We start from the raw sequence: 20,738 nt of genomic DNA, 5'->3' as shown, positions 1-20,738 counted from the left end.
GACCGAGGTGTCTGGCGTGGTACATCGACCTGACAGACCGAGTCGATTATGGATTCGGCAAAGCGGTTTCAGGTCGAGTCGATTATGGATTCGGCACAGTACGTTCAGGTCGGCGTACCTCGCAAGCATCCCCCCAATCAGTCCCCTCTCCCTCTGGGCGGTCCGACGTTTCGGGAGGGTTAGGGTGAGAGGCTCTTCAACCCTCAGAACGCTACAGAAGTTTGCACATAAACCGTGCGCGGTTCCCCGACATACTTGCCCTTGTTGTTGTCATCAAACGACCGCGTGAAGTACTGCGTGTTGAAGATGTTCTTCACCCCCACCGCCACATTCAGATCCGACAACTGCGGCCCGAAGTCATACCCCGCGCGGCTGCTGAACAGCATGTAACCCGGGATCTTCCCGGTACTGCCATCGGCACTTTCCTTCGAAGTGTTGGCGTTGTCGGCGAACTGATCGCTCTGGAAGCTGCTGTCCAGATTCAGCTTCCATGGCCCCTCGGTGTAACCGACGCCAATCGTGCCCTTGTGTTTCGACGAGAACGGTACGCGGTTGCCCTTGTTCGGTCCGTCTTCGCGGATGGTCGCGTCAACGTAGGCGTAGCTGGCATAGACATCAAAACCGGCGAGCGCAGGGCTCAAGTCATCCAGCGCGTAGTTGATGCTAGTTTCTATACCCTGATGGCGGGTTTCACCACGGGCGATTACCGAGTCGTTGGTCTGGTTGCTTTCGTACTGGTTATCGAAGTTGATCAGGAACGCGCCGATCTCCGCGCGTAACGCACCGTTGTCATAGCGCGTGCCGACTTCCCAAGTGCGCGCCTTCTCCGGTTTCACTTCGCCGCTGGTTACACGGTTGGGCATCTGGCTGTATTGCACACTGCCGAACGAGCCTTCGGTGTTGGCGTACAGATTCCAGCTGTCGGTCAGGTGATAAAGCACGTTCAACGCCGGCAGTGCGGTGTTGTAGTCGCCCTTGTATTTGACGTTGGTCAGGTTGTTGGTCTGCTGCGATTCGATCATCTCGTAGCGCACGCCCGGGGTGATCGTCCATTTGCCGATGTCGATGCGGTCGTCGACGAAGAACGCATTGGCCTCGGTGCCGCCACGGGTGTCGCGGTCATTGCGGCTGCTGGTGGTCGGGTATTCGTTGCTGCTGATTGGCGTGCGATAACGCAGCTCGTGGCCAGCCTCGTTAACGTAGCGGTAGCCGACGCCGACTTCATGGCTGGTCGGGCCGAGGTCGAAGCCTTGGGCGAAACGGGTTTCCAGGCCGCGAACCCAATACTCTCGCGGCGACAGCGAAAGGAATGTGCCCTGATCCAGATAGCCGCTGCGCAAGGTCTTGGTGAAAAAGGTGTTGGCGGTGAATTCGCGGCGATCTTCCTGATAGCGATAGCCGAAGTTGAACATCGTCCGACGGCCCCAGAACTGGTCTTTCGGACGCGTCGATTGATACGGATCGGCGTCGTAATCAGCAACGTTCAAACCGCCTGGCATGTCGGCCTTGCCTTCGTAATACTGGGCCATGGCGTTGAAACTGTTGGCCTCGTCGAGCTGGTATTTGCCTTTGAGGATCAGGTCGTCGATCTCGGTGTCGCTGTGTTCGCGCCAGTCACCACCACGGGTGCCGGAGTAGAGCAACGCGCCACCGAGGCCATTGGCATTAGTGCCGCCGGCCAGCAGGTTGGCGCTGGTCTTGAAGCCGTCATGGCTCGACGATGGGCTGGTTTCCGTCTGGAAGCCGCCCTTGACCGTTGGCTCGTCGGGAATCGCCCGGGTCACGAAGTTGACCACGCCGCCGACGTTCTGCGGGCCGTAACGCACGGCGCCACCGCCACGTACCACGTCCACGGCATCCATGTTGCCCATGCTGATTGGCGCGAACGATAGCTGCGGTTGGCCATAAGGCGCGAACGGCACAGGAATGCCGTCCATCAATACCGTCGAGCGCGCGGCCAGGCGAGGATTCAAACCACGAATGCCGAAATTAAGCGCCATGTCGTGGCTGCCGGTGCCGTTGTTTTCCGGGGCGTTGACGCCGGGGATACGGTTGAGCACATCACGCGCCTGAGTTGCACCCTGACGTTCGAACTCTTCGCGGCGGATCACGTCGCGAGCACCGGGATGTTCGAACACGTTGATTTGCGCGGCGTCACCCAGCCAGTCGCCGACGACTTTCGAAGTGTCCAGCTCCAGCGCGGCATCCGCCACCGGTTGCAGGCTGAACGCGTTGTTGCCTTCGGTGCGCGCTTGCAGGCCGGTGCCTTCGAGCAGCGCATTCAAACCTTGTTCGGGCGTGTAGCTGCCCTCCAGACCTCGACTTTGCACACCGCTGGTGACTTGCGAACCGAATGAAATCAACACGCCTGCTTCACGACCAAACTGGTTGAGAGCGTTTTCCAGCGACGACGGCGCGATGTGATAAGCCTTGGCTTCAGCAGCCATCGCAACGGGCAGGGCACTGAAACTCAGGCTGGCGCCGAGGACAAGATTGCGCAGGCTGCGAGCCAGTGGTGTGAGGCGGGTGGAGTGCATGTCGGATGATCCTGAGAAGGTTGAATCAAGGGGGCTTTCCTTCTCTGTCACGCCAGATCTGAAAAACGGCTCATTTATTTTTCAAGATCAAAGGATCGTCCGATCGCGGCCCGAGCCTTCGGACGATCTTTTGATTCTGCTGCTTTAAACCCGCGCTTCGACGCTCACCCAATAACGGGTAAAGCGCTTTACCTTTACCGGCAAACTGATTTCCAGCAGATCGAGAATCCGCTCGCTGTCGTCAAGTGGATACGTCCCGGAGATCAACAAATCGGCGACGTTCTTGGCGCAATTGAGTTGGCCGCGACGGTAACGGCCAAGCTCATCGAGGAAGTCGCCCAATCGCATATGCGCAGCCACCAGCATGCCGTCGGCCCAAGCGCCGCTGTTTGCATCCAACGGTTTGGCTGCGCTGACGGAGGTCGAGGTGAAACTCAGTTGCCGTGCAAGCGGCAACAGCATCGGCGCGCGCCCATTGCTGCTCAGTTCGACGCGACCTTCGAACAAGGCAACCTGCGTGCGATCGGCAAACTGGCGCACATTGAGACGTGCGCCGTGAGTTTCAAGAATGCCCTGAGCGGTGCGCACTTCGAACGATTGCTTGGCCGTCAGGAGGATTTCGCCTTCGAGCAAGCGTATCAGTCGCGCCGAGGCATCGACATCGGCGGCACTGGCGGTATTGAGTTGCAACTGATCGCCGGCACCAAGCGCCACCTTGCGCCGTTCCCCGATCGGGCTGCGGTAGTCGGCGAGGAACGACGGCAGTGGATTGTGCTCGCGCATGCCCCACGTGACGGCTGAGCCCGCGCCAAGAATCAGCAACAGTTTCAGTGCCTGACGACGACTGCCGGACTTCGCCCCGTTCAATGCCGCATGCGCCAGTGGTGAAGACACGCCGCGCAGACGCTGATTGACTCGTTGAATATGCTCCCACGCCCGCCGGTGTTCGCTGTGCGCCTCCAGCCATTGTTGCCAGGCGTGTTGCTGGCGCGGGGAGAGCGCGCCTTGCTGCATTTCCATCAGCCAGTGCACGGCCTGTTCCGCCACCTGAGAGGAGAAATCCGGTGTGCGGTTCATAGCGCGAAGTAGCAGCGCATTGCCGCTTTGTTCAGATGGCGTTTGACCGTGGCCACGGAAATGCCGAGTTCGGCGGCAATCTGTGGATAAGTCAGGCCATCCACCTGCGCCAGTAGAAATGCGCGTTTGACCTGACGCGGCAAACCGTCGAGTAACTCATCCAGCTCCATCAGGGTTTGCAGGATGATCGCCTTGTCTTCTTCCGACGGCGCGACCATGTCCGGCATCTGCGCCAGGGTGTCGAGGTAAGCGCGTTCGACATCCTGACGGCGGTAATGATTGAACAGGACGCGCTTGGCCAACGTTGTGAGAAAGGCGCGCGGTTCGATGATCACCGGCGGCTCGCGGGCGGTCAGCACCTTGATGAACGTGTCCTGCGCCAGGTCTGCCGCGCTGTCCGGGCAACCGAGTTTGCGCCGCAACCAGCCTGTGAGCCAGCCGTGATGGGCCTGATAGAGCGATTCGACGGGATGGGCGGACGACAACGGTGAACTCCGGGCGCTTTCTTGACGCGGTAGAGAGTGTGCGTTAGAGAACAAGAACTGTTCGCATTGTAGGGGGTGAAGCGCTCAACCGGCAATCAGATGCTTTTGCGTATGAGAATATTTATCATTAATATTGCTCGCCTATAGGTTCGGCTGATCGGCCGGACGTTTTTCGTTTCAGGGTCGAAACATGAAAGGCAAACTCGCCACACTTCCCATGTCTTATCGTCTGGCCGTCACCTCACGGGTGTTGGCCGCGGTGTTTGGCGGTTATCTCGTTGCGGCGCTGGCCAGTGTCACCCTGACACTGTGGCTGCCGCTGAGCCGTGCCGAAGCGGTGGTGACCGGCATGACCATTTCCTTTCTGGTCTACCTGGTGGCGGTGCTCTGGTGTTTTGCCTGTCGTACGGCATGGTCGGCCTGGGTCGGTTTGCTGGTACCGAGTGTGATTCTGGCAACTGTCTCTGGCGCGGCACGCGGATTGGGCCTGGCATGAAAGAGGGCTTTCGTCAGGCGATGGCTTGGCTGCACACTTGGGCCGGGCTGCTGTTCGGCTGGTTGCTGTTCGCGATTTTCCTGACCGGGACGCTGGCGTATTTCAAAGATGAAATCAGCCACTGGATGCAGCCGGAAATCCCTGCGCGATCGGTGAGTGCCGAGACCAGCTTGGCGCTGGCCCAGGATTATCTGCAGCAACACGCCGCTGGCGCCTCACGTTGGCTGATCGATCTGCCAGATGCCCGTGATCCCGGTCTTACCGTGCGCTGGCAGGCCGCGCCGGCGAAGCCCGGCGAGCGCGGGCGCTTCGAATCGAAAACCCTTGATGCGCAAACCGGCGCAGAAGTGCAGGGCCGCGACAGCATGGGCGGCGAGTTCTTCTACCGTTTCCACTTCCAGTTGCAAATGCCTTATCCGTGGGGCCGTTGGCTGGCGACCATTGCCGCGATGGTGATGTTCGTTGCGCTGATCACCGGGATCATCACCCACAAAAAAATCTTCAAGGACTTCTTCACCTTCCGCCCGCGCAAGGGCCAGCGCTCCTGGCTCGACGGGCATAACGCGGTGGGTGTGCTGGTGTTGCCGTTTCACCTGATGATCACCTACAGCAGCCTGGTGATTTTCATGTCGATGGTCATGCCGGCGAGCATCGTTGCGTCTTACGGCAGTGACGTGCGCACGTTTTATGACGAGGTTTTCCCGGCCTCGAAAACACCCGAGCGCGCCGCTATCGCTGCGCCGTTGGCGGCCATGGCGCCGCTGTTGAGCAAGGCCCGCGAGCAATGGTCGGGCGGCCACACGGCGCGCCTTTCCGTGAGCAATCCGGGCGATGCCAATGCGACGGTGGTGCTGTCCCGTGCCGGCGACCGTGTGGTGCATGATTTCGGCCGCGCCGTGACCTTCAACGGTGTGACCGGGCAGATGCTCGGCAGCACACCGGACCAGCCGCTGGCGATCGCGGTGGGTGGCGCGTTCTATGGTTTGCACATGGGCCACTTCGCCGGGCCGGTCTTGCGCTGGCTGTACTTCATCTGCGGGCTGGCCGGCACGGCAATGATTGGCACCGGGCTGGTGATCTGGCTCGGCAAGCGTCAACTCAAACACGCCAAGAGCGGTGTGATGCCGTTCGAGTTGCGGCTGGTGGAAGTGCTGAATATCGCCAGCATGGCCGGGCTGGTGTCGGCGGTTGCGGTGTTCTTTCTGGCCAATCGTCTGTTGCCGATGAGTCTCGCCGGGCGCGCAGATTGGGAGGTGAACGCGTTCTTCCTGGCCTGGGGATTGAGTGTGCTGCACGCAATGTTACGGCCGGGGCGCAAGGCCTGGGTTGAACAGCTTGTGCTCGGCGCGGCGCTGTTTGTCGCGGTGCCGCTGATCAATGCGCTGACCACCCCTTGGAATCTCGGCGTCGCGTTGATGCGGGGTGACTGGGCGTTGGCCGGTTTTGATCTGACGTGCCTCGCAACCGGTGTGTTTCTGGCGTGGGCCGCGTGGAAAATGCAGCGTGCTGGCAACACCGTCAGCATTAAAAAGCCCCGCCGCGAACAGGCCCGGCCGATCACCCTTGAACAAGGGGCGAACTGATGCTCTTGCCCTTGTTGCTCACCTACACCGGATTCACCGCGTTGTGCCTGTCGATGCCTCGTCACCACGATGAATTGCTCGGTCACAAACCGTCCACGCGTCGCCGCCAGGGCCTGAAAGTCGGCGGATGGTTATTGCTGTGTTTGTCGCTTTGGGCGGCGGTGAAGGCCAACGGCTGGAGCTTCGGTCTGGTCGACTGGTTCGCCGTGCTGATGCTCAGTGCCCTGGCGTTGGTATTGTTGCTGCCGTATCGCCCGCGTTTCGCATTGGCGCTGGCCGGGTTCAGTCTGCTGGCCAGCCCGGTCGCCGCATGGGCGCAGTGCTGAAGTGCTGATCGATCTGCCACCGGAATCCCGCGACGACGAGCCGCGTGGGGCGCGTGCGCATTTTCTTCAGGTGTTCCTGTCCCAGCGTTCGCAAATGGAAGCGCTGGTGAACCGGCGCGTCGGTTGCCGGGCGACGGCGGCGGATCTGGTCCAAGATCTGTTTCTGCGTTTCTGGCGGCGACCGCTGGTGCAGGTCGAAGAACTCAGCACCTATCTGCTGCGCTGCGCCGGCAACATCGCCATCGATCATCTGCGCAGCGAAGGCACACGCACGCGCGTCAACGAAGGCTGGCAACCGGAGGCGCCGGACAGCCACGGCAGCGAACCGCAAGCGGCGCTGGAAGCGGGCAATGATCTGAAGCATGTCGAAGCGGCGTTGCGCGCCTTGCCCGAGCGCACCCGGCAAATCTTTTTGCTCAATCGCATCCACGGTCGCAAATACGCGGACATCGCCAAAGCCATGGGCCTGTCCCAAAGTGCCGTGGAAAAACATATGATGCGCGCCCTCGAGGCCTGCAAGGCCAGCCTGCGCGAACCCGCGCCACGCCTGCCAGGGAAAGCACCGTGAAGCCATCCGACTCCGTCATCCCCACGCCCGCGCAAGAGCAGGCCGCGTTTGCCTGGCTGAGCCTGTTGCATGATCGGCCGAGTGCCGGCGATCAACTGACCTTCAGCCAATGGCTGCGCGCTGATCCGGCGCATGCCGAAGCGTATGCGCAGGCGCAAGTGCTCTGGGAGTTGAGCGAAGGCCCGGCGCGAACGCTCGCCGATGAAGAGGCCTTGGCACTGCAGGGCTATCTCGATGCGATGGATCGCCCGCGTCGTCCTCAGCTTTTGCGTTGGTCGGGTGCATTGGCGATGGCGGCGTGTCTGCTGCTGATGATCAGCCTTGGCACCGGCTGGCAGCCGCAGCGCTGGATCGATGATCTCGGCGCGGATTACGTTTCAGCGCCGGGTGAAATTCGCACCGTGACCTTGGCTGATCAATCGCAAGTCACGCTGGATGCTGACAGTGCGATTGCCGTGGATTTCAGCCGTGGCGAGCGGCATGTTCAGTTGCGTCGCGGTGCCGGGTTTTTCACGGTTACGCACACCGGCGAGCCGTTTGTGGTCGAGGCCGAGCAGGGCGAAGCGCGCGTGCTTGGGACGCAATTCGAAGTGCGACTGCAACCGCATGGCGCGCAGGTCACGGTGTTGTCCGGGCGCGTCGGGGTGACGGCGGAGCGTGGTGGCGAACAGCAGATTCTCACCGCCGGCCAGCAGGTTGCTTACGTTGGAGGCACGGCAGAAAAACTGCATGCGGTCGACAGCGAGGCTCAGTTGGCCTGGCGTCAGGGCTGGCTGACTTACTACAAGTCGACGCTGGCCGATGTGGTGGAGGATCTGCGGCGTTATTACCCGGGGCGGATTGTATTGCTCAACGATGAACTGGCGGCGCGCAAGGTCAGTGGCAGTTTTCCGAGCAAGGATCCGCAGGCGGTGTTGAGTTCTCTGCAAGGAGTGATGGGGTTTGAGCAGCATCAGGTGTTGGGGCATCTGATTATTTTGCGTTGAGGCAACAATCAAAAGATCGCAGCCTTCGGCAGCTCCTACATTGGAATGCGATCTCCTGTAGGAGCTGCCGAAGGCTGCGATCTTTTTGATCTGCAAAAATATTTTCAGATTTGTGGTGAGGTAAACCCGAGCCTCATCCGTGTAGTGACTGAAACTGCGAGTCATTCGCATCCGTTGCGGTTCTACACAGGTCATTGAGCAATGAAGTCCAGGGCAAAATCCGGTTCGGTCAAACAGTGGTTGGGTGTTTCGGCATTGAGTTTTTCGGCGCTGGCACTGTTGCCGCTGAGCGTGTCTCTGGCCGCCGAAACCGTCAGCAGCCAGGCGCAAAAACAGTTCAGTTTTTCCCTGGTCGCCAAACCGCTGCCGCAAGCCCTGAGCGACTTCAGCCGCGTCACCGGGCAGAGCGTGGTCTACACCGACGAAGCGCCATACGGCCTCACGGCGCCGGCGGTCAATGGCCAGATGAGTGCCGAACAGGCGCTGCAACGCCTGCTCAGTGGCTCCGGCCTCAGCTTCCGCCGCACCGATAGCCACACGCTGGCGCTGGAGCCCAAACCCACCGAAGGCGCGTTGAACCTCGGCGCGACGACCATCACTTCGATGCGCGACGAGTCGATGAGTTATCAGCCGCCGGAAACCAGTTCGGTGATGCGCTCTTCGGCGTCGTTGCAGGAAATCCCGCAGACCGTCAACGTCATCCCGGCGCAAGTCATCCGCGATCAGGCGCCGCGCAATCTGGATGACGCGCTGGCCAATGTCAGCGGCATCACCCAGGGCAACACCTTGGGCAGCACGCAGGATTCGGTGATGACCCGCGGTTTCGGTGACAACCGTAACGGCTCGATCATGCGCGACGGCATGCCGATCGTGCAGGGGCGTGGCATGAACGCCACGGTGGATCGCGTCGAAGTGCTCAAAGGCCCGGCCTCGTTGCTGTACGGCATTCAAGACCCCGGCGGCGTGGTCAACCTGGTCAGCAAGAAGCCTGAACTGACGCAATACAACGCCCTGACCTTGCGCGGTTCGACTTACGGCGACGGCAAGAACGGCAGCGGCGGCACCTTCGACAGCACCGGCCCGCTGGGTGATTCCGGGCTGGCCTACCGCATGGTGCTCGATCACGAAGACGAAGACTACTGGCGCAACTTCGGCACCCACCGTGAAACCCTGATCGCTCCGTCGCTGGCCTGGTTCGGCGAGAGCACCAAGCTGTTGTTCGCCTACGAGCACCGCGAATTTCTCACGCCGTTCGACCGTGGCACGCTGATCGATCCACGCACCAATCACCCGCTGGATATCTCGCGCAAGGAGCGTCTGGACGAGCCGTTCAACAACATGGAAGGCCGCTCGGACCTGTATCACTTTGAAGCTGATCACGAGCTCAACGACGACTGGAAAGCGCACTTCGGCTACAGCTGGAACCGCGAAACCTACGACGCCAGCCAAGTCCGCGTGACGGCCATCGACACCAACAAGGGCACGCTGACCCGCAGCATGGACGGCACACAGAACGCGATCAGCACTGACCGTTTCACCACCGCCAGTCTTGAAGGCAAAGTCAAAGTGCTGGGCATGCAGCATGATCTGGTGTTCGGCGTTGATGACGAGTACCGCAAGATCTACCGCGAGGACTTGATCCGGCAGAAAAGCCTGACCACCTTCAGCTACGTCAATCCGGTGTACGGCCGCGAAGTCGCCGGCACGACCGTCAGCGCCCCCGACAGCGCGCAGACCGATGAACTGCGCAGTGATTCGGTGTTCATGCAGGACTCGATTCACCTCAACGATCAGTGGATTCTGGTCGCTGGCGGACGCTTTCAGGAATACGACCAGTACGCCGGCAAAGGCGTGCCGTTCAAGGCCAACACCGACAGCAACGGCCAGAAGTTCGTCCCGCGCGCAGGTCTGGTGTATCGCTACACCGACGCCTTGTCGTTCTACGGCAGCTACACCGAATCGTTCAAACCCAACTCGACCATCGCCCCGCTGAGCGGCAGCAGCACCGTGCTCGACGGCAGTATCGCGCCGGAAGAAGCCAAGTCTTGGGAACTGGGCGCGCGCCTGGACATGCCGGGGCGGGTGACCGGTAACATCGCGTTGTTCGACATCAAGAAGCGCAACGTGCTGGTGGCCAATTCCGAAGGCCCGACCACGATTTACAGCGCCGCCGGCGAGGTGCGTTCGCGCGGTCTGGAAATGGACCTGACCGGTCAGCTAAGTGACCATTGGAGCATGATCGGCAGCTACGCCTACACCGATGCCGAAGTGACCGAAGACCCGGATTACAAAGGCAAGCGCCTGCAAAACGTGGCGAAGAACTCCGGTTCGTTGTCGGCGGTGTATGACTTCGGCAGCGTGATCGGTGGCGATCAATTGCGCGTCGGTGCCGGGGCGCGTTATGTCGGGGAACGTGCGGGTAACGCGGTGAATGATTTTGATCTGCCGAGTTATACCGTGGCCGATGCGTTTGCCACGTACGACACCAGGGTTGAGGGGCAGAAGGTCAAGTTTCAGCTGAATGTGAAGAACCTGTTTGATCGCACGTATTACACCTCGGCGGCGAGCCGGTTCTTTGTGTCGATGGGGGATGCGCGGCAGGTTTCGCTGTCTAGCACTTTGGAGTTTTAAGGCAAGATCAAAAGCCCCTCACCCTAACCCTCTCCCCGAGGGAGAGGGGACTGACCGAGGTGTCTTGCGCGATACATCGACTTGAGATATCGATTCGATTATGGATTCAGAAGAGCACTTTCAGGTCGGTGTAAAGCTCGAGCATCCCCCAATCGGCCCCCTCTCCCTCTGGGCGGTCCGACGTTTCGGGAGGGCTGGGGTGAGGGGAAAAGGGCTCAACGCAAAAACGCCTGCCGATACTCCCCCGGCGTCCCGCCCAAAACCTGCTTGAACCGATTAGTGAAATGACTGGCACTGGCAAACCCGCACGCCAGTGCAATCTCACCCAACGGCAACGCCGTCCCGCGCAACAACTCCCGCGCCCGGCTCAAGCGTCGCGCCAGCACGTATTGGTGCGGCGGCAGGCCGAAACTCGTGCGAAACATCCGCGCAAAGTGGTATTCCGACAGGGCACACAACCCGGCCAATTGTCCGAGGCTGATCGGCTCGGCCAACTGAGTGTCGATAAAATCCACCAGTTGCCGACGCTGGTGCGGCGCCAATCCGCCCTTCAAACGCAGACCCTGACGCGCGCCAACCTGACTGAGCAAGGTATGGTTGATCAATTCATGGGCGAGGCTGCTGGTCAGCAAGCGTTCGGCAGGTTCGTCCCAATTCAGCGTCAGCAGCTGCCGGAAGCGCTGCGCCTGTTGTGGATCTTCGAGAAACGTCTGCTCGCGCAATTGCATCTCACGTGGTTCGCGATCGAGCAACGTGACGCAACCGAGGGCAAATTGTTCGGCGCTGAAATACAGATGCGCGAGACGGATATCGCCGTTGATCACCCAGCCCGATTCATGATCGGCCGGGAGGATGCACAGCTTGTCCGGCCCGCCTTTCTGCCCGGGTTGATCGCGACGGAAGGTGCCGGTACCTCCGGCGATGTAGCAGGACAGGGTGTGATGGCTTGGCGCTTCATAATTCTGCGCATCGTGGTGGTTGGTCCACAAAGCGGCAGACAAGCCGTCACCGAGCTCGGCGCTGTGCACAAGACGTGCGTTCGGCGAGCTGTTTAGCGCTTGAAAGACTTGCAGGGTATCGATGGCGGCCATGAGCGGTTCTCTTCAACGCCTTGCATCCTACTCCGTAGACGCCGAGCTGCCAGCCTGCCACCCGACAAAAGCGCAAGATTCTGCAAGCGCGCAAACCGGGCTCGGGCAGACACTCAAGGCCTATCGAGGAGTGTCGCCATGAACCTGTCGTTGTATTTGTTGACCGTGCTGATCTGGGGCACCACCTGGATTGCCCTGAAATGGCAACTGGGCGTGGTGGCGATTCCCGTATCGATCGTCTATCGCTTCGGCCTCGCCGCGCTGGTGCTGTTTGCGCTGTTGCTGCTCAGCCGTCGCCTGCAACCGATGAACCGTCGCGGGCATCTGATCTGCGTGGCTCAGGGCTTGTGTCTGTTCTGCGTCAACTTCATGTGCTTCCTGACCGCCAGTCAGTGGATTCCCAGCGGTCTGGTCGCGGTGGTGTTTTCTACCGCAACACTGTGGAACGCGCTGAATGCACGAGTGTTCTTCGGTCAACGTATCGCGCGCAATGTGCTGATGGGCGGTGCGCTGGGGCTGTTCGGGTTGGGCATGTTGTTCTGGCCGGAACTGGCCGGGCATCAGGCCAGCCCGCAAACCTTGCTCGGTCTGGGCCTGGCGTTGTGCGGCACCTTGTGTTTCTCGGCGGGCAACATGCTCTCGAGTCTGCAGCAGAAAGCAGGTCTCAAGCCGCTGACCACCAACGCCTGGGGCATGGCCTATGGCGCGGCGATGCTGTCGGTGTGGTGCCTGGTCAAGGGCATTCCGTTCGACATGGATTGGAGCCCGCGTTACGTCGGTGCGCTGCTGTATCTGGTCATCCCGGGCTCAGTGATCGGTTTCACTGCGTATCTGACGCTGGTCGGACGCATGGGCCCGGAGCGCGCGGCTTACTGCACCGTGCTGTTCCCGGTTGTGGCGCTGAACGTCTCGGCATTTGCTGAGGGTTATCAGTGGACAGTGCCAGCGCTGGTCGGACTGGTGTTAGTGATGCTGGGCAACGTATTGGTGTTTCGTAAACCGAAAGCGGTGGTGGCGCCGGTACAGGGAAAGTTGGCTTGAAATAAACGAGCGCTGAACTTCAGCGCTCGACTTTCAAGGTGATGTAAATCATTACCGGGAAGATGAAATCAACGATATGTCGCGCCCAGTCCTTGGCATTCCATGATTGCGAAGTGTCCATGTCGAACCATTCCACTCCCACGGTTTGCAAACAGACGTAATAAATGAAGATTGCCGCCAGTATGCCCATGATCGAGAACTTTTTTGCCTCGTGGAATACTTCTGCGGACGCATTTATGTGGCGATATAGCTGATACGTGCCTATCAGGCACAGCACGGTATACGTGACTTCCAGCGTGATGATGAACCAGTAGATCCGGTGATGGATCATCGGTGATTCAATGGCTCGGTACTTGATGGTTTCACTGGCCGTGGTGGTGTCCATACTCAGGATATGCGCCACGTAGGTGTAGTTTGAATTGTAGTCGGTAAAGTTGTGGATCATCACCAGCACGCCAAAGAAGCTGATGTAAGCCATTAATATGACTTTGCTGTAACGAATGAGTTTGTCGGTTGTCAGGGTGTTCAAGGTATTGGCTCTCCATAGCGTTTGTCGATTATTCGACAGGCAGGCAGAGCTTATAATGCTGTTGTTTGATTGGCTTTTTTGTTCAATTTCAAGTTGTGTAACGCGTAACTAACGGGCAAGTGCGATAACGCACTTGCCCGTGTTTTTTTATCCGCGCCAGACTTGCGGGTTGACCAGATCCTGCGGGCGTTCGCCGAGCAGGGCACTACGCAGATTGGCCAGCGCACGATTGGCCATGGCTTCGCGGGTTTCATTCGTCGCCGAGCCGATGTGCGGCAGGGTCACGGCGTTACTCAATTGGAACAGCGGTGATTCGGCCAGCGGTTCTTTTTCGTAGACGTCGAGGCCGGCGCCACGAATGCGCTTGTTTTGCAGGGCTTCGATCAACGCCGGTTCATCGACGACCGGGCCACGTGAGATGTTCACCAGGATGGCGTCGGGTTTCATCAGCGCCAGTTCGCGATGGCTGATCAGGTGGCGGGTCTTGTCGCTGAGCGGCACCACCAGGCAGACGAAATCGGCTTCGGCGAGCAGTTGATCGAGGCTGCGAAATTGCGCGCCGAGTTCCTGTTCCAGTTCGGTCTTGCGGCTGTTGCCGCTGTAGATAATCGGCATGTTGAAACCGAAGCGGCCACGGCGGGCGACGGCGGCGCCGATGTTGCCCATGCCGACAATGCCGAGGGTTTTACCGTGGACGTCACAGCCGAACAGTGGGGCGCCGACGCTGGCTTGCCACTGGCCGGCCTTGGTCCAGGCGTCGAGTTCGGCGACGCGGCGGGCGCTGCTCATGATCAGGGCGAAGGCGAGGTCGGCGGTGCTTTCGGTGAGCACGTCGGGGGTGTTGGTGAGCATGATCCCGCGTTGGTTGAAGTAGTCGAGGTCGTAGTTGTCGTAGCCGACGGAGACGCTGGAGACCACTTCGAGTTTTGCGGCGTTTTCCAGTTGTGCGCGGCCGAGTTTGCGGCCGACGCCGATGAGGCCGTGGGCGTGGGGCAGGGCTTCGTTGAATTGGGCGTTGATGTCGCCGTTCTTTGGATTTGGGACGATGACGTCGAACTCCTGTTGCAGGTGTTCGATCATGGGTGGGGTGATGCGGCTGAAGGCCAGGACAGTCTTTTTCATCGTTGTTGGCTCTTGTTCGGGCTTGATACCAAGCACGCTAACATTTCTGGCTCGGGGTTGTCTTGGCGGCCTCTGGGCCGACCATGTTGTGGGTGTGCTTGGTGAATATCCGTTGCTGCGGTAACGGCGGCTTAGGGTTCCGCCCTGACGGCGGGTCACCTTTTCCAAACGCCGAAAAGGTAACCGAAAAGGCTTGCTCCTACGTGCGGCCCGCTCGCTGGGGCTCGGGGTTCCTTCGCTCCGGGATCGATCCGGGCGCAGCGCCTACGGTTTGCTTCGCTGCACCTCCTCTCGCTGTGTTTGGCTTCGCCAAACGGTCGCTGCGCTCGCACGCCCGGATCAATCCCTCCACTCAGCCTTCCGACGTCGCCCGTGGATCAAGATCAAGATCAAGAGCAGGCGAGCTGACACTCGGCCTATTGAGTGGTGAAGAGCGGGGCGTGGTCGGCTTTGGATTTGTGGGCATTTCAAAATTTGAGTTCGACTCGGTATTTCACGTCGATGTAACTCGCCCAAACACCTCGGTCAGTCCCCTCTCCCTTTGGGAGAGGGTTAGGGTGAGGGGCTCTTAGTTGTGTGCCGGGGATTTCGGGATTTCGTGGTTATCCAGCACGCGATTCACCGCCAGTTCGGCGAGCATGATGATCTGCTGAATCGCCAGGATCGTCCGTCGTTGCGGCAGGTCGATGTAGGCGGCGATGTCGCTGGTCATCAGGCTGGCTTGTGCCAGTGATTCGCAGGCGTGGACCAGCAGGCTTTCGCTGTACTGTTCGGGGGAGATCTGAAACACGGTGGCTTTGGGGAAGCGGTATCAACATTGGCTGATACCTGCTTGTGTCTGCACTTGGGTCAGACTTTGCGATCTACCTTTACACCTCGATAGTTTCAAGACCTTTGACATCAATCTGACCATCATGAACTTGATGCAGCTCATTTGTGTCGAAATCTACAAAACTGAAGTTGAAGGCTGCCTTGAAAATGCCTTTGGCAATGTTGAACTCTTCTACAACAATGAACCCTGCATTTTTAGCGCTTGTATAGCCTTTTGTATGTGAGCCTGACGTATATGAAAATCTGAACGGAGAGGGAAAGTGCTCCGTGCTGAATTCATTCCTCCCAAGCTTAATATTTGCGTCAAAAGTGAGGTTGATAGTGAATGAGGTGGTAGAGGATTTTTGGTAAGTTGCTTTTAGCGCGACTATCTTGTTATCGGTAATAAAATGGTCGGGTTTTCCTTCGAACTTGTCGGTGATATAGTCTTTGTTTAGTTTGGCAATTACAGTGCCTTCACCTGATTTCTTAAGTTTGTCGAGTTCCAGATCTTTAATGGACATGTCTTGCTCCTTCAAGGTTAGGTTGGTGTGACGACATCCATTGTTCGGCTAAAGCGATAAAATGGGCACTGTCAGATCTGACAGGTCTCCTATATCGATTGGCTATTAAAAATTAATCGGAAGATGATTTGTGGAACTTGATTGCCCACTTCAGGTTTGCGGCCATTGGACAATGCTTAATTGTGTCAGGCCGTCATCCGGCATCATTCAAGGGAGAGGGAGCCGATTTCCGAGCCTTTCAGAGTTTGAATTCGACTGGGTATTTCACGTCGGTGTAACTCGCCCAAACACCTCGGTCAGTCCCCTCTCCCTTTGGGAGAGGGCTAGGGTGAGGGGCTTTTAGTTGTGTGCCGGGGATTGGGGGATTTCGTGGTTATCCAGCACGCGGTTCACCGCCAGTTCGGCGAGCATGATGATCTGCTGAATCGCCAGAATCGTGCGCCGTTGCGGCAGGTCGATGTAGGCGGCGATGTCGCTGGTCATCAGGCTGGCCTGGGCCAGTGATTCGCAGGCGTGGACCAGCAGGCTTTCGCTGTCCTGTTCCGGGGCGACTTGGAACATGGTGCTGGGTTTGTGGAAGCGCAGGGTGAGTGCGTTGGGTTTGAGGTAGTGGTCGAGGGCGCGGTCGGCGGCTTCGTGGAATTTCTTCGAACCGGGGAATTCGTAGGGGGTGGTGTCGTCGGTTTCAGGTGGATTAGGCGTTGGTTTGAACATTGTGAAACTCCATTCGGGATGTGGAGTTCGTCACGTACTGCGACCAAGCAGTAGGGTGGCGAACTGTACGCGGGTTGGTCGACCAGGGAATGGAAACCCGGCAGGGCCAAAGCCCTCCCTCGCACAGTTCGCCATTAGGCAAGCTGAAAAGTGCGCCATTCTAAACCCGGACGACCAAGTCCGGTCGCTGATTCGTCAGCGACACCCAAATCCTAGCCACCGCACTTCCGACGGACAACCTGCAAAACCTGTCGGAAAGATCCGCGAAATCCTGGTTTTCGTAGGAGTTGTTGTAGGCGTGGATTGCTTGATTTTTAAACGGGAAGTCCGGCGACCGCAGGCTGTGACTGATCTGCGCGAAGATGGTTTTCCGTTTAAGGTTTGGTCATGGCAGCAGTCGAAGGTGAAAGGGGAAGACACGCGCTCGGCTTTTGTTTTACGGTGAATTTACCCCTCACCCCAGCCCTCTCCCCTAGGAGAGGGAGCCGATTTTTGGGCCTTTCAGAACCTGAGTTGGACTCGGTATTTCACGTCGGCGTAACTCGTCCAAACACCTCGGTCAGTCCCCTCTCCCTTTGGGAGAGGGCTAGGGTGAGGGGCTTTTAGTTGTGTGCCGGGGATTGGGGGATTTCGTGATTATCCAGCACGCGGTTCACCGCCAGTTCGGCGAGCATGATGATCTGCTGAATCGCCAGAATCGTCCGTCGTTGCGGCAGGTCGATGTAGGCGGCGATGTCGCTGGTCATCAGGCTGGCTTGTGCCAGTGATTCGCAGGCGTGGACCAGCAGGCTTTCGCTGTCCTGTTCGGGGGCGACCTGGAACATGGTGCTGGGTTTGTGGAAGCGCAGGGTGAGTGCGTTGGGTTTTAGGTAGTGGTCGAGGGCGCGCTCGGCGGCTTCGTGGAATTTCTTCGAGCCGGGGAATTCGTAGGGGGTGGTGTCTTCCGCTACAGGCGGATTGGGACTGTGTTTGATCATGGCAATATCCTTTTAAAGAGATGGAGCTGCCATGTTTCGTTTTCCAGGCGAAAGGGGTGGCAGCTGTACGCGGACTGGAAAAAACCGGCAAAGGATCAAACCCGGCAGACCCGAAGGTCTCCCACGTACAGCCGCCATAACAAAACTTCGGCGCCGAAAAAACGCGGCATTATGTCATGTGCTGTGATCCTGCGGGTTTTCCAGACCCGGTCGCTGATGCGTCAGCGACACCCAAATCCTAGCCAGCGCACTTCCGACGGACAACCGTCAAAACCTGTCGGAAAGATCCGCGAAATTGCCGTTTCTGTAGGCTCGGCCGTAGGCTGCGATTAAACAGCAAGATCAAAAGATCGCAGCCTGCGGCAGCTCCTACAGGTTTCGTGGTGTGTTGAAAATCAGTTGGCGACGCGCGCGCCGGCGAGGCTGCCGCTTAATTCGTAAGCGGCCAATTCGGCCTGGTGGGCGGCGAGAATCTCTGGCAACGACCCACGCAAATACTCAACCCACGTCTTGATCTTCGCATCCAGATATTGCCGCGAAGGGTAGATCGCATACAGGTTCAGTTCTTGCGAGCGATAGTTCGGCATGACCCGCACCAGCGTGCCGTTGCGCAAACCTTCGATCGCCGCATACACCGGCAGCACGCCCACCCCCATGCCGCTGGTGATCGCGGTTTTCATCGCGTCGGCGGAGTTCACCAAAAATGGCGAGCTGTTGATGGTGACCATTTCCTGGCCTTCCGGACCGTCGAAGGCCCACTTCTCCAAAGGAATCACCGGGCTGACCAGGCGCAGGCAAGCGTGGTTGAGCAGGTCGCTGGGTTTTTGCGCGGCGCCGTTGGCTTTCACGTAGGCCGGCGAAGCGCAGACGATGCTGTAGGTGATGCCCAGCCGTTGCGAGACAAAACCCGAATCCGGCAGTTCGCTGGCGAGCACGATGGACACGTCGTAGCCCTCGTCGAGCAGGTCCGGCACGCGATTGGCCAGGGTCAGGTCGAAGGTGACGTCCGGGTGGGTTTTGCGGTAGCGGGCGATGGCGTCGATGACAAAGTGCTGGCCGATGCCGGTCATGGTGTGCACTTTCAGTTGCCCGGCCGGGCGGGCGTGGGCGTCGCTGGCTTCGGCTTCGGCCTCTTCGACGTAGGCGAGGATCTGCTCGCAGCGCAGCAGGTAGCGTTTGCCCGCTTCGGTCAGGGCGATGCGCCGCGTGGTGCGGTTGAGCAAGCGGGTTTGCAGGTGGGCTTCCAGGTTGGAGACCGCGCGCGAGACGTTGGCGGTGGTGGTGTCGAGTTGCACGGCGGCGGCAGTGAAGCTGCCGGCTTCGGCGACACAACTGAAGGCGCGCATGTTTTGCAAAGTGTCCATGGGGTGCTCTCAAGGGAGATGGCAAATTGTGACACGAAGTTTCGGGGGCTGAGACCCCAGACTTAAGGATTATCTCGTTAACCGTAACAAAGATTCACAGAAATCCCAGCTTATCGCCGTACAGGGCGTTCCATAGAATTGCGCCGATCCCTGTAGGAGCTGCCGCAGGCTGCGATCTTTTGGTTTTGTTTTAAGGGAATCAAGATCAAAAGATCGCAGCCTGCGGCAGCTCCTACATGGGTCCTCGATCTACCCCCTTCTCAGGAATTCGCAGCTGTGCCGCGTCGCATCAACAGAGCGCTTTTGCCGCTCAGTGTTCTGGCTTTTACCCTGGGTCTTGGCGGCTGCATCTCAACGGACGGAATTGCTCCACAAGGCATGGCAATGGAGGCCAACTCGCTGGCCACCGACGATGCCATTGCTCACGCCGCCCGTGACGCCAACTGGCCCACCGCGCAATGGTGGCAAGCCTACGGCGACCCGCAACTCAATCGCTGGATCGACCTCGCCGTGCAGGGCAGCCCGAGCATGGCCATGGCCGCTGCGCGGGTGCGTCAGGCCAAAGCCTTGGCCGGTGTCGCCGAATCCGCCGAGTCATTGCAAATCAATGGCGAGTCGACCCTCAAACGCCACAACTGGCCGACCGATCAGTTCTACGGCCCCGGCGAGTTGGCCAACACCACCACCTGGGACAACAACGCCGCATTGGGTTTCAGCTACGCCCTCGACCTTTGGGGTCGCGAAAGCAATAGCAGCGAGCGAGCGGTGGATCTTGCGCATATGAGCGCGGCCGAGGCGCGGTTGGCGCAGCTTGAATTGCAGAACAACATCGTTCGCGCCTACATCGAACTGTCGCTGCATTACGCCCAGCGCGACATCGTTGCGGCGACGCTTAAGCAGCAACAGCAGATTCTCGATCTGGCGCAAAAACGTCTGAATGGTGGGATCGGCACACATTTCGAAGTCAGTCAGGCCGAAACGCCGTTGCCGGAAACCCATCGGCAAATCGATGCGCTGGATGAGGAGATTGCCCTCAGTCGCAATCAGCTTGCCGCTCTGGCGGGTAAAGGGCCAGGCGAGGGCGCGCAGTTGCAGCGTCCGACGCTGTCGCTCGCTGCTGCGTTGAAACTACCGTCGGCTCTGCCCGCCGAATTGCTCGGTCAGCGGCCGGACGTGGTCGCCAGTCGCTGGCAAGTGGCGGCGCAGGCGCGTGGAATTGATGTGGCGCATGCCGGGTTTTACCCCAACGTCGATCTGGTCGGCAGCCTCGGCTACATGGCGACCGGCGGTGGCGCGCTGGAGTTTTTGACCGGCAAGAAACTCAACTACAACGTCGGCCCGGCGATCTCTTTGCCGATCTTCGACGGTGGCCGACTGCGTGCCGAACTCGGTGAAGCCTCCGCTGGTTACGACATCGCCGTGGCGCATTACAACCAGACGCTGGTGAATGCGCTGAAGAACATCTCTGACCAATTGATCCGCCGCGAGTCGATGGACAAGCAGCAAGGCTTCGCCGCCGAATCCGTTGCCACGGCGCAGAAGACTTACGACATCGCGATGATTGCTTATCAGCGCGGCCTCACCGATTACCTCAACGTGCTCAATGCGCAGACGTTGCTGTTCAAACAGCAGCAGGTGCAGCAGCAGGTGCAGGCGGCACGGTTGACTGCGCATGCCGAGTTGGTGACTGCGCTGGGTGGTGGCCTCGGGGCTGGCAACGACGTGCCGACTGCCGAGAAAACCCAAGCGCCGAAAACCCCGGTTCTCCTGCATTGAACACACATCAAATTGTAGGAGTGAGCCTGCTCGCGATAGCGGTGTATCAGTCAACAGAAATGTTGGATGTAAAATCGCCATCGCGAGCAGGCTCACTCCTA

General features: G+C 59.2%; 18 protein-coding genes and 1 pseudogene. 8 read left to right on the top strand and 11 right to left on the bottom strand.

Annotated features, from left to right (window positions below; all coding sequences use genetic code 11):
* Window positions 1–203 precede the first annotated feature (203 nt).
* From fecA to ACM6IN_RS20415, 3 genes are all read right to left on the bottom strand, one after another.
* A complete protein-coding gene (gene fecA / locus ACM6IN_RS20425) occupies window positions 204–2,537 on the bottom strand; it encodes a TonB-dependent Fe(3+) dicitrate receptor FecA (RefSeq protein ID WP_414916612.1) in 2,334 nt (777 codons plus the stop codon).
* Window positions 2,538–2,681: 144 nt separating this feature from the next.
* Window positions 2,682–3,614 carry a DUF4880 domain-containing protein gene (locus ACM6IN_RS20420; protein ID WP_414916611.1) on the bottom strand — a complete coding sequence of 311 codons (933 nt, stop codon included), beginning with the start codon at window positions 3,612–3,614 and terminating at the stop codon, window positions 2,682–2,684.
* Window positions 3,611–4,099, bottom strand: a complete 489-nt coding sequence (locus ACM6IN_RS20415; RefSeq protein ID WP_007914173.1) for a sigma-70 family RNA polymerase sigma factor — start codon at window positions 4,097–4,099, stop codon at window positions 3,611–3,613. Before ACM6IN_RS20415 ends, ACM6IN_RS20420 begins: the two co-directional genes overlap by 4 nt.
* Before the next feature lie 190 nt (window positions 4,100–4,289).
* Here ACM6IN_RS20415 and ACM6IN_RS20410 point away from each other — a divergent pair, with 190 nt between their 5' ends.
* The 6 genes from ACM6IN_RS20410 to ACM6IN_RS20385 all read left to right on the top strand — a co-directional run bounded on the left by ACM6IN_RS20410 (window position 4,290) and on the right by ACM6IN_RS20385 (window position 10,689).
* Window positions 4,290–4,595, top strand: coding sequence for a DUF3649 domain-containing protein (locus tag ACM6IN_RS20410; RefSeq protein WP_095112645.1), 306 nt, complete (start codon window positions 4,290–4,292; stop codon window positions 4,593–4,595).
* The gene (locus tag ACM6IN_RS20405) at window positions 4,592–6,178 is read left to right on the top strand and encodes a PepSY-associated TM helix domain-containing protein (RefSeq protein WP_414916610.1); all 1,587 of its coding nucleotides are present in this window, start codon (window positions 4,592–4,594) and stop codon (window positions 6,176–6,178) included. The genes ACM6IN_RS20410 and ACM6IN_RS20405 overlap by 4 nt, the downstream gene beginning before the upstream one ends.
* Window positions 6,178–6,504 carry a DUF3325 domain-containing protein gene (locus tag ACM6IN_RS20400; RefSeq protein ID WP_007914161.1) on the top strand — a complete coding sequence of 109 codons (327 nt, stop codon included), beginning with the start codon at window positions 6,178–6,180 and terminating at the stop codon, window positions 6,502–6,504. Before ACM6IN_RS20405 ends, ACM6IN_RS20400 begins: the two co-directional genes overlap by 1 nt.
* A 1-nt stretch (window position 6,505) precedes the next feature.
* Window positions 6,506–7,072, top strand: coding sequence for an RNA polymerase sigma factor (locus tag ACM6IN_RS20395; RefSeq protein ID WP_095112643.1), 567 nt, complete (start codon window positions 6,506–6,508; stop codon window positions 7,070–7,072).
* On the top strand, window positions 7,069–8,058 hold the full coding sequence (locus tag ACM6IN_RS20390) for a FecR family protein (RefSeq protein WP_414916609.1): 990 nt from the start codon (window positions 7,069–7,071) through the stop codon (window positions 8,056–8,058). Before ACM6IN_RS20395 ends, ACM6IN_RS20390 begins: the two co-directional genes overlap by 4 nt.
* A gap of 201 nt (window positions 8,059–8,259) precedes the next feature.
* Window positions 8,260–10,689: a TonB-dependent siderophore receptor gene (locus ACM6IN_RS20385; RefSeq protein WP_414916608.1), complete on the top strand. Its 2,430-nt coding sequence runs from the start codon at window positions 8,260–8,262 to the stop codon at window positions 10,687–10,689.
* Between the two features lie 215 nt (window positions 10,690–10,904).
* Here the strand turns inward: ACM6IN_RS20385 and ACM6IN_RS20380 are convergent, their stop codons facing one another.
* Entirely contained in the window at window positions 10,905–11,780 is an 876-nt protein-coding gene (locus tag ACM6IN_RS20380) for a helix-turn-helix domain-containing protein (RefSeq protein WP_414916607.1), read from the bottom strand.
* Window positions 11,781–11,918: 138 nt separating this feature from the next.
* Here ACM6IN_RS20380 and ACM6IN_RS20375 point away from each other — a divergent pair, with 138 nt between their 5' ends.
* Entirely contained in the window at window positions 11,919–12,821 is a 903-nt protein-coding gene (locus ACM6IN_RS20375; protein ID WP_414916606.1) for a DMT family transporter, read from the top strand.
* 19 nt (window positions 12,822–12,840) lie between these two features.
* Here ACM6IN_RS20375 and ACM6IN_RS20370 read toward each other — a convergent pair whose 3' ends face one another.
* The 7 genes and pseudogenes from ACM6IN_RS20370 to ACM6IN_RS20340 form a co-directional block, all read right to left on the bottom strand.
* Window positions 12,841–13,350 (bottom strand): DUF2165 family protein, encoded by a 510-nt coding sequence (locus ACM6IN_RS20370; protein ID WP_122598000.1) that lies wholly within the window; start codon window positions 13,348–13,350, stop codon window positions 12,841–12,843.
* 147 nt (window positions 13,351–13,497) lie between these two features.
* Entirely contained in the window at window positions 13,498–14,472 is a 975-nt protein-coding gene (locus tag ACM6IN_RS20365) for a 2-hydroxyacid dehydrogenase (protein WP_414916605.1), read from the bottom strand.
* 568 nt (window positions 14,473–15,040) lie between these two features.
* Window positions 15,041–15,280, bottom strand: a pseudogene (locus ACM6IN_RS20360) (DUF6124 family protein); the annotation flags it as partial.
* A 61-nt stretch (window positions 15,281–15,341) separates the two neighbouring features.
* Window positions 15,342–15,806, bottom strand: coding sequence for a hypothetical protein (locus ACM6IN_RS20355; RefSeq protein WP_414894698.1), 465 nt, complete (start codon window positions 15,804–15,806; stop codon window positions 15,342–15,344).
* Window positions 15,807–16,145: 339 nt separating this feature from the next.
* Entirely contained in the window at window positions 16,146–16,520 is a 375-nt protein-coding gene (locus ACM6IN_RS20350) for a DUF6124 family protein (RefSeq protein ID WP_007914120.1), read from the bottom strand.
* A gap of 602 nt (window positions 16,521–17,122) precedes the next feature.
* Window positions 17,123–17,497 carry a DUF6124 family protein gene (locus tag ACM6IN_RS20345; protein ID WP_414916604.1) on the bottom strand — a complete coding sequence of 125 codons (375 nt, stop codon included), beginning with the start codon at window positions 17,495–17,497 and terminating at the stop codon, window positions 17,123–17,125.
* A 395-nt stretch (window positions 17,498–17,892) separates the two neighbouring features.
* Window positions 17,893–18,861 (bottom strand): LysR family transcriptional regulator, encoded by a 969-nt coding sequence (locus ACM6IN_RS20340; protein ID WP_007914118.1) that lies wholly within the window; start codon window positions 18,859–18,861, stop codon window positions 17,893–17,895.
* 276 nt (window positions 18,862–19,137) lie between these two features.
* Here ACM6IN_RS20340 and ACM6IN_RS20335 point away from each other — a divergent pair, with 276 nt between their 5' ends.
* Entirely contained in the window at window positions 19,138–20,637 is a 1,500-nt protein-coding gene (locus ACM6IN_RS20335; protein ID WP_414916603.1) for an efflux transporter outer membrane subunit, read from the top strand.
* The last annotated feature ends 101 nt before the right edge of the window (window positions 20,638–20,738 follow it).

Source organism: Pseudomonas sp. IT-P395, assembly GCF_949767675.1.
Taxonomy (GTDB): Bacteria; Pseudomonadota; Gammaproteobacteria; order Pseudomonadales; family Pseudomonadaceae; genus Aquipseudomonas.
Note: the sequence above shows the minus strand (reverse complement) of the source record. Positions and strands in the feature narration are given on the sequence as shown.

What these genes read in the sequence shown, in the direction of transcription:
- fecA (WP_414916612.1), bottom strand. Translation starts at nt 2,537, where the DNA reads ATGCACTCCACCCGCCTCACACCACTGGCTCGCAGCCTGCGCAATCTT.
- ACM6IN_RS20420 (WP_414916611.1), bottom strand. Translation starts at nt 3,614, where the DNA reads ATGAACCGCACACCGGATTTCTCCTCTCAGGTGGCGGAACAGGCCGTG.
- ACM6IN_RS20410 (WP_095112645.1), top strand. Translation starts at nt 4,290, where the DNA reads ATGAAAGGCAAACTCGCCACACTTCCCATGTCTTATCGTCTGGCCGTC.
- ACM6IN_RS20405 (WP_414916610.1), top strand. Translation starts at nt 4,592, where the DNA reads ATGAAAGAGGGCTTTCGTCAGGCGATGGCTTGGCTGCACACTTGGGCC.
- ACM6IN_RS20400 (WP_007914161.1), top strand. Translation starts at nt 6,178, where the DNA reads ATGCTCTTGCCCTTGTTGCTCACCTACACCGGATTCACCGCGTTGTGC.
- ACM6IN_RS20385 (WP_414916608.1), top strand. Translation starts at nt 8,260, where the DNA reads ATGAAGTCCAGGGCAAAATCCGGTTCGGTCAAACAGTGGTTGGGTGTT.
- ACM6IN_RS20380 (WP_414916607.1), bottom strand. Translation starts at nt 11,780, where the DNA reads ATGGCCGCCATCGATACCCTGCAAGTCTTTCAAGCGCTAAACAGCTCG.
- ACM6IN_RS20375 (WP_414916606.1), top strand. Translation starts at nt 11,919, where the DNA reads ATGAACCTGTCGTTGTATTTGTTGACCGTGCTGATCTGGGGCACCACC.
- ACM6IN_RS20365 (WP_414916605.1), bottom strand. Translation starts at nt 14,472, where the DNA reads ATGAAAAAGACTGTCCTGGCCTTCAGCCGCATCACCCCACCCATGATC.
- ACM6IN_RS20355 (WP_414894698.1), bottom strand. Translation starts at nt 15,806, where the DNA reads ATGTCCATTAAAGATCTGGAACTCGACAAACTTAAGAAATCAGGTGAA.
- ACM6IN_RS20350 (WP_007914120.1), bottom strand. Translation starts at nt 16,520, where the DNA reads ATGTTCAAACCAACGCCTAATCCACCTGAAACCGACGACACCACCCCC.
- ACM6IN_RS20345 (WP_414916604.1), bottom strand. Translation starts at nt 17,497, where the DNA reads ATGATCAAACACAGTCCCAATCCGCCTGTAGCGGAAGACACCACCCCC.
- ACM6IN_RS20340 (WP_007914118.1), bottom strand. Translation starts at nt 18,861, where the DNA reads ATGGACACTTTGCAAAACATGCGCGCCTTCAGTTGTGTCGCCGAAGCC.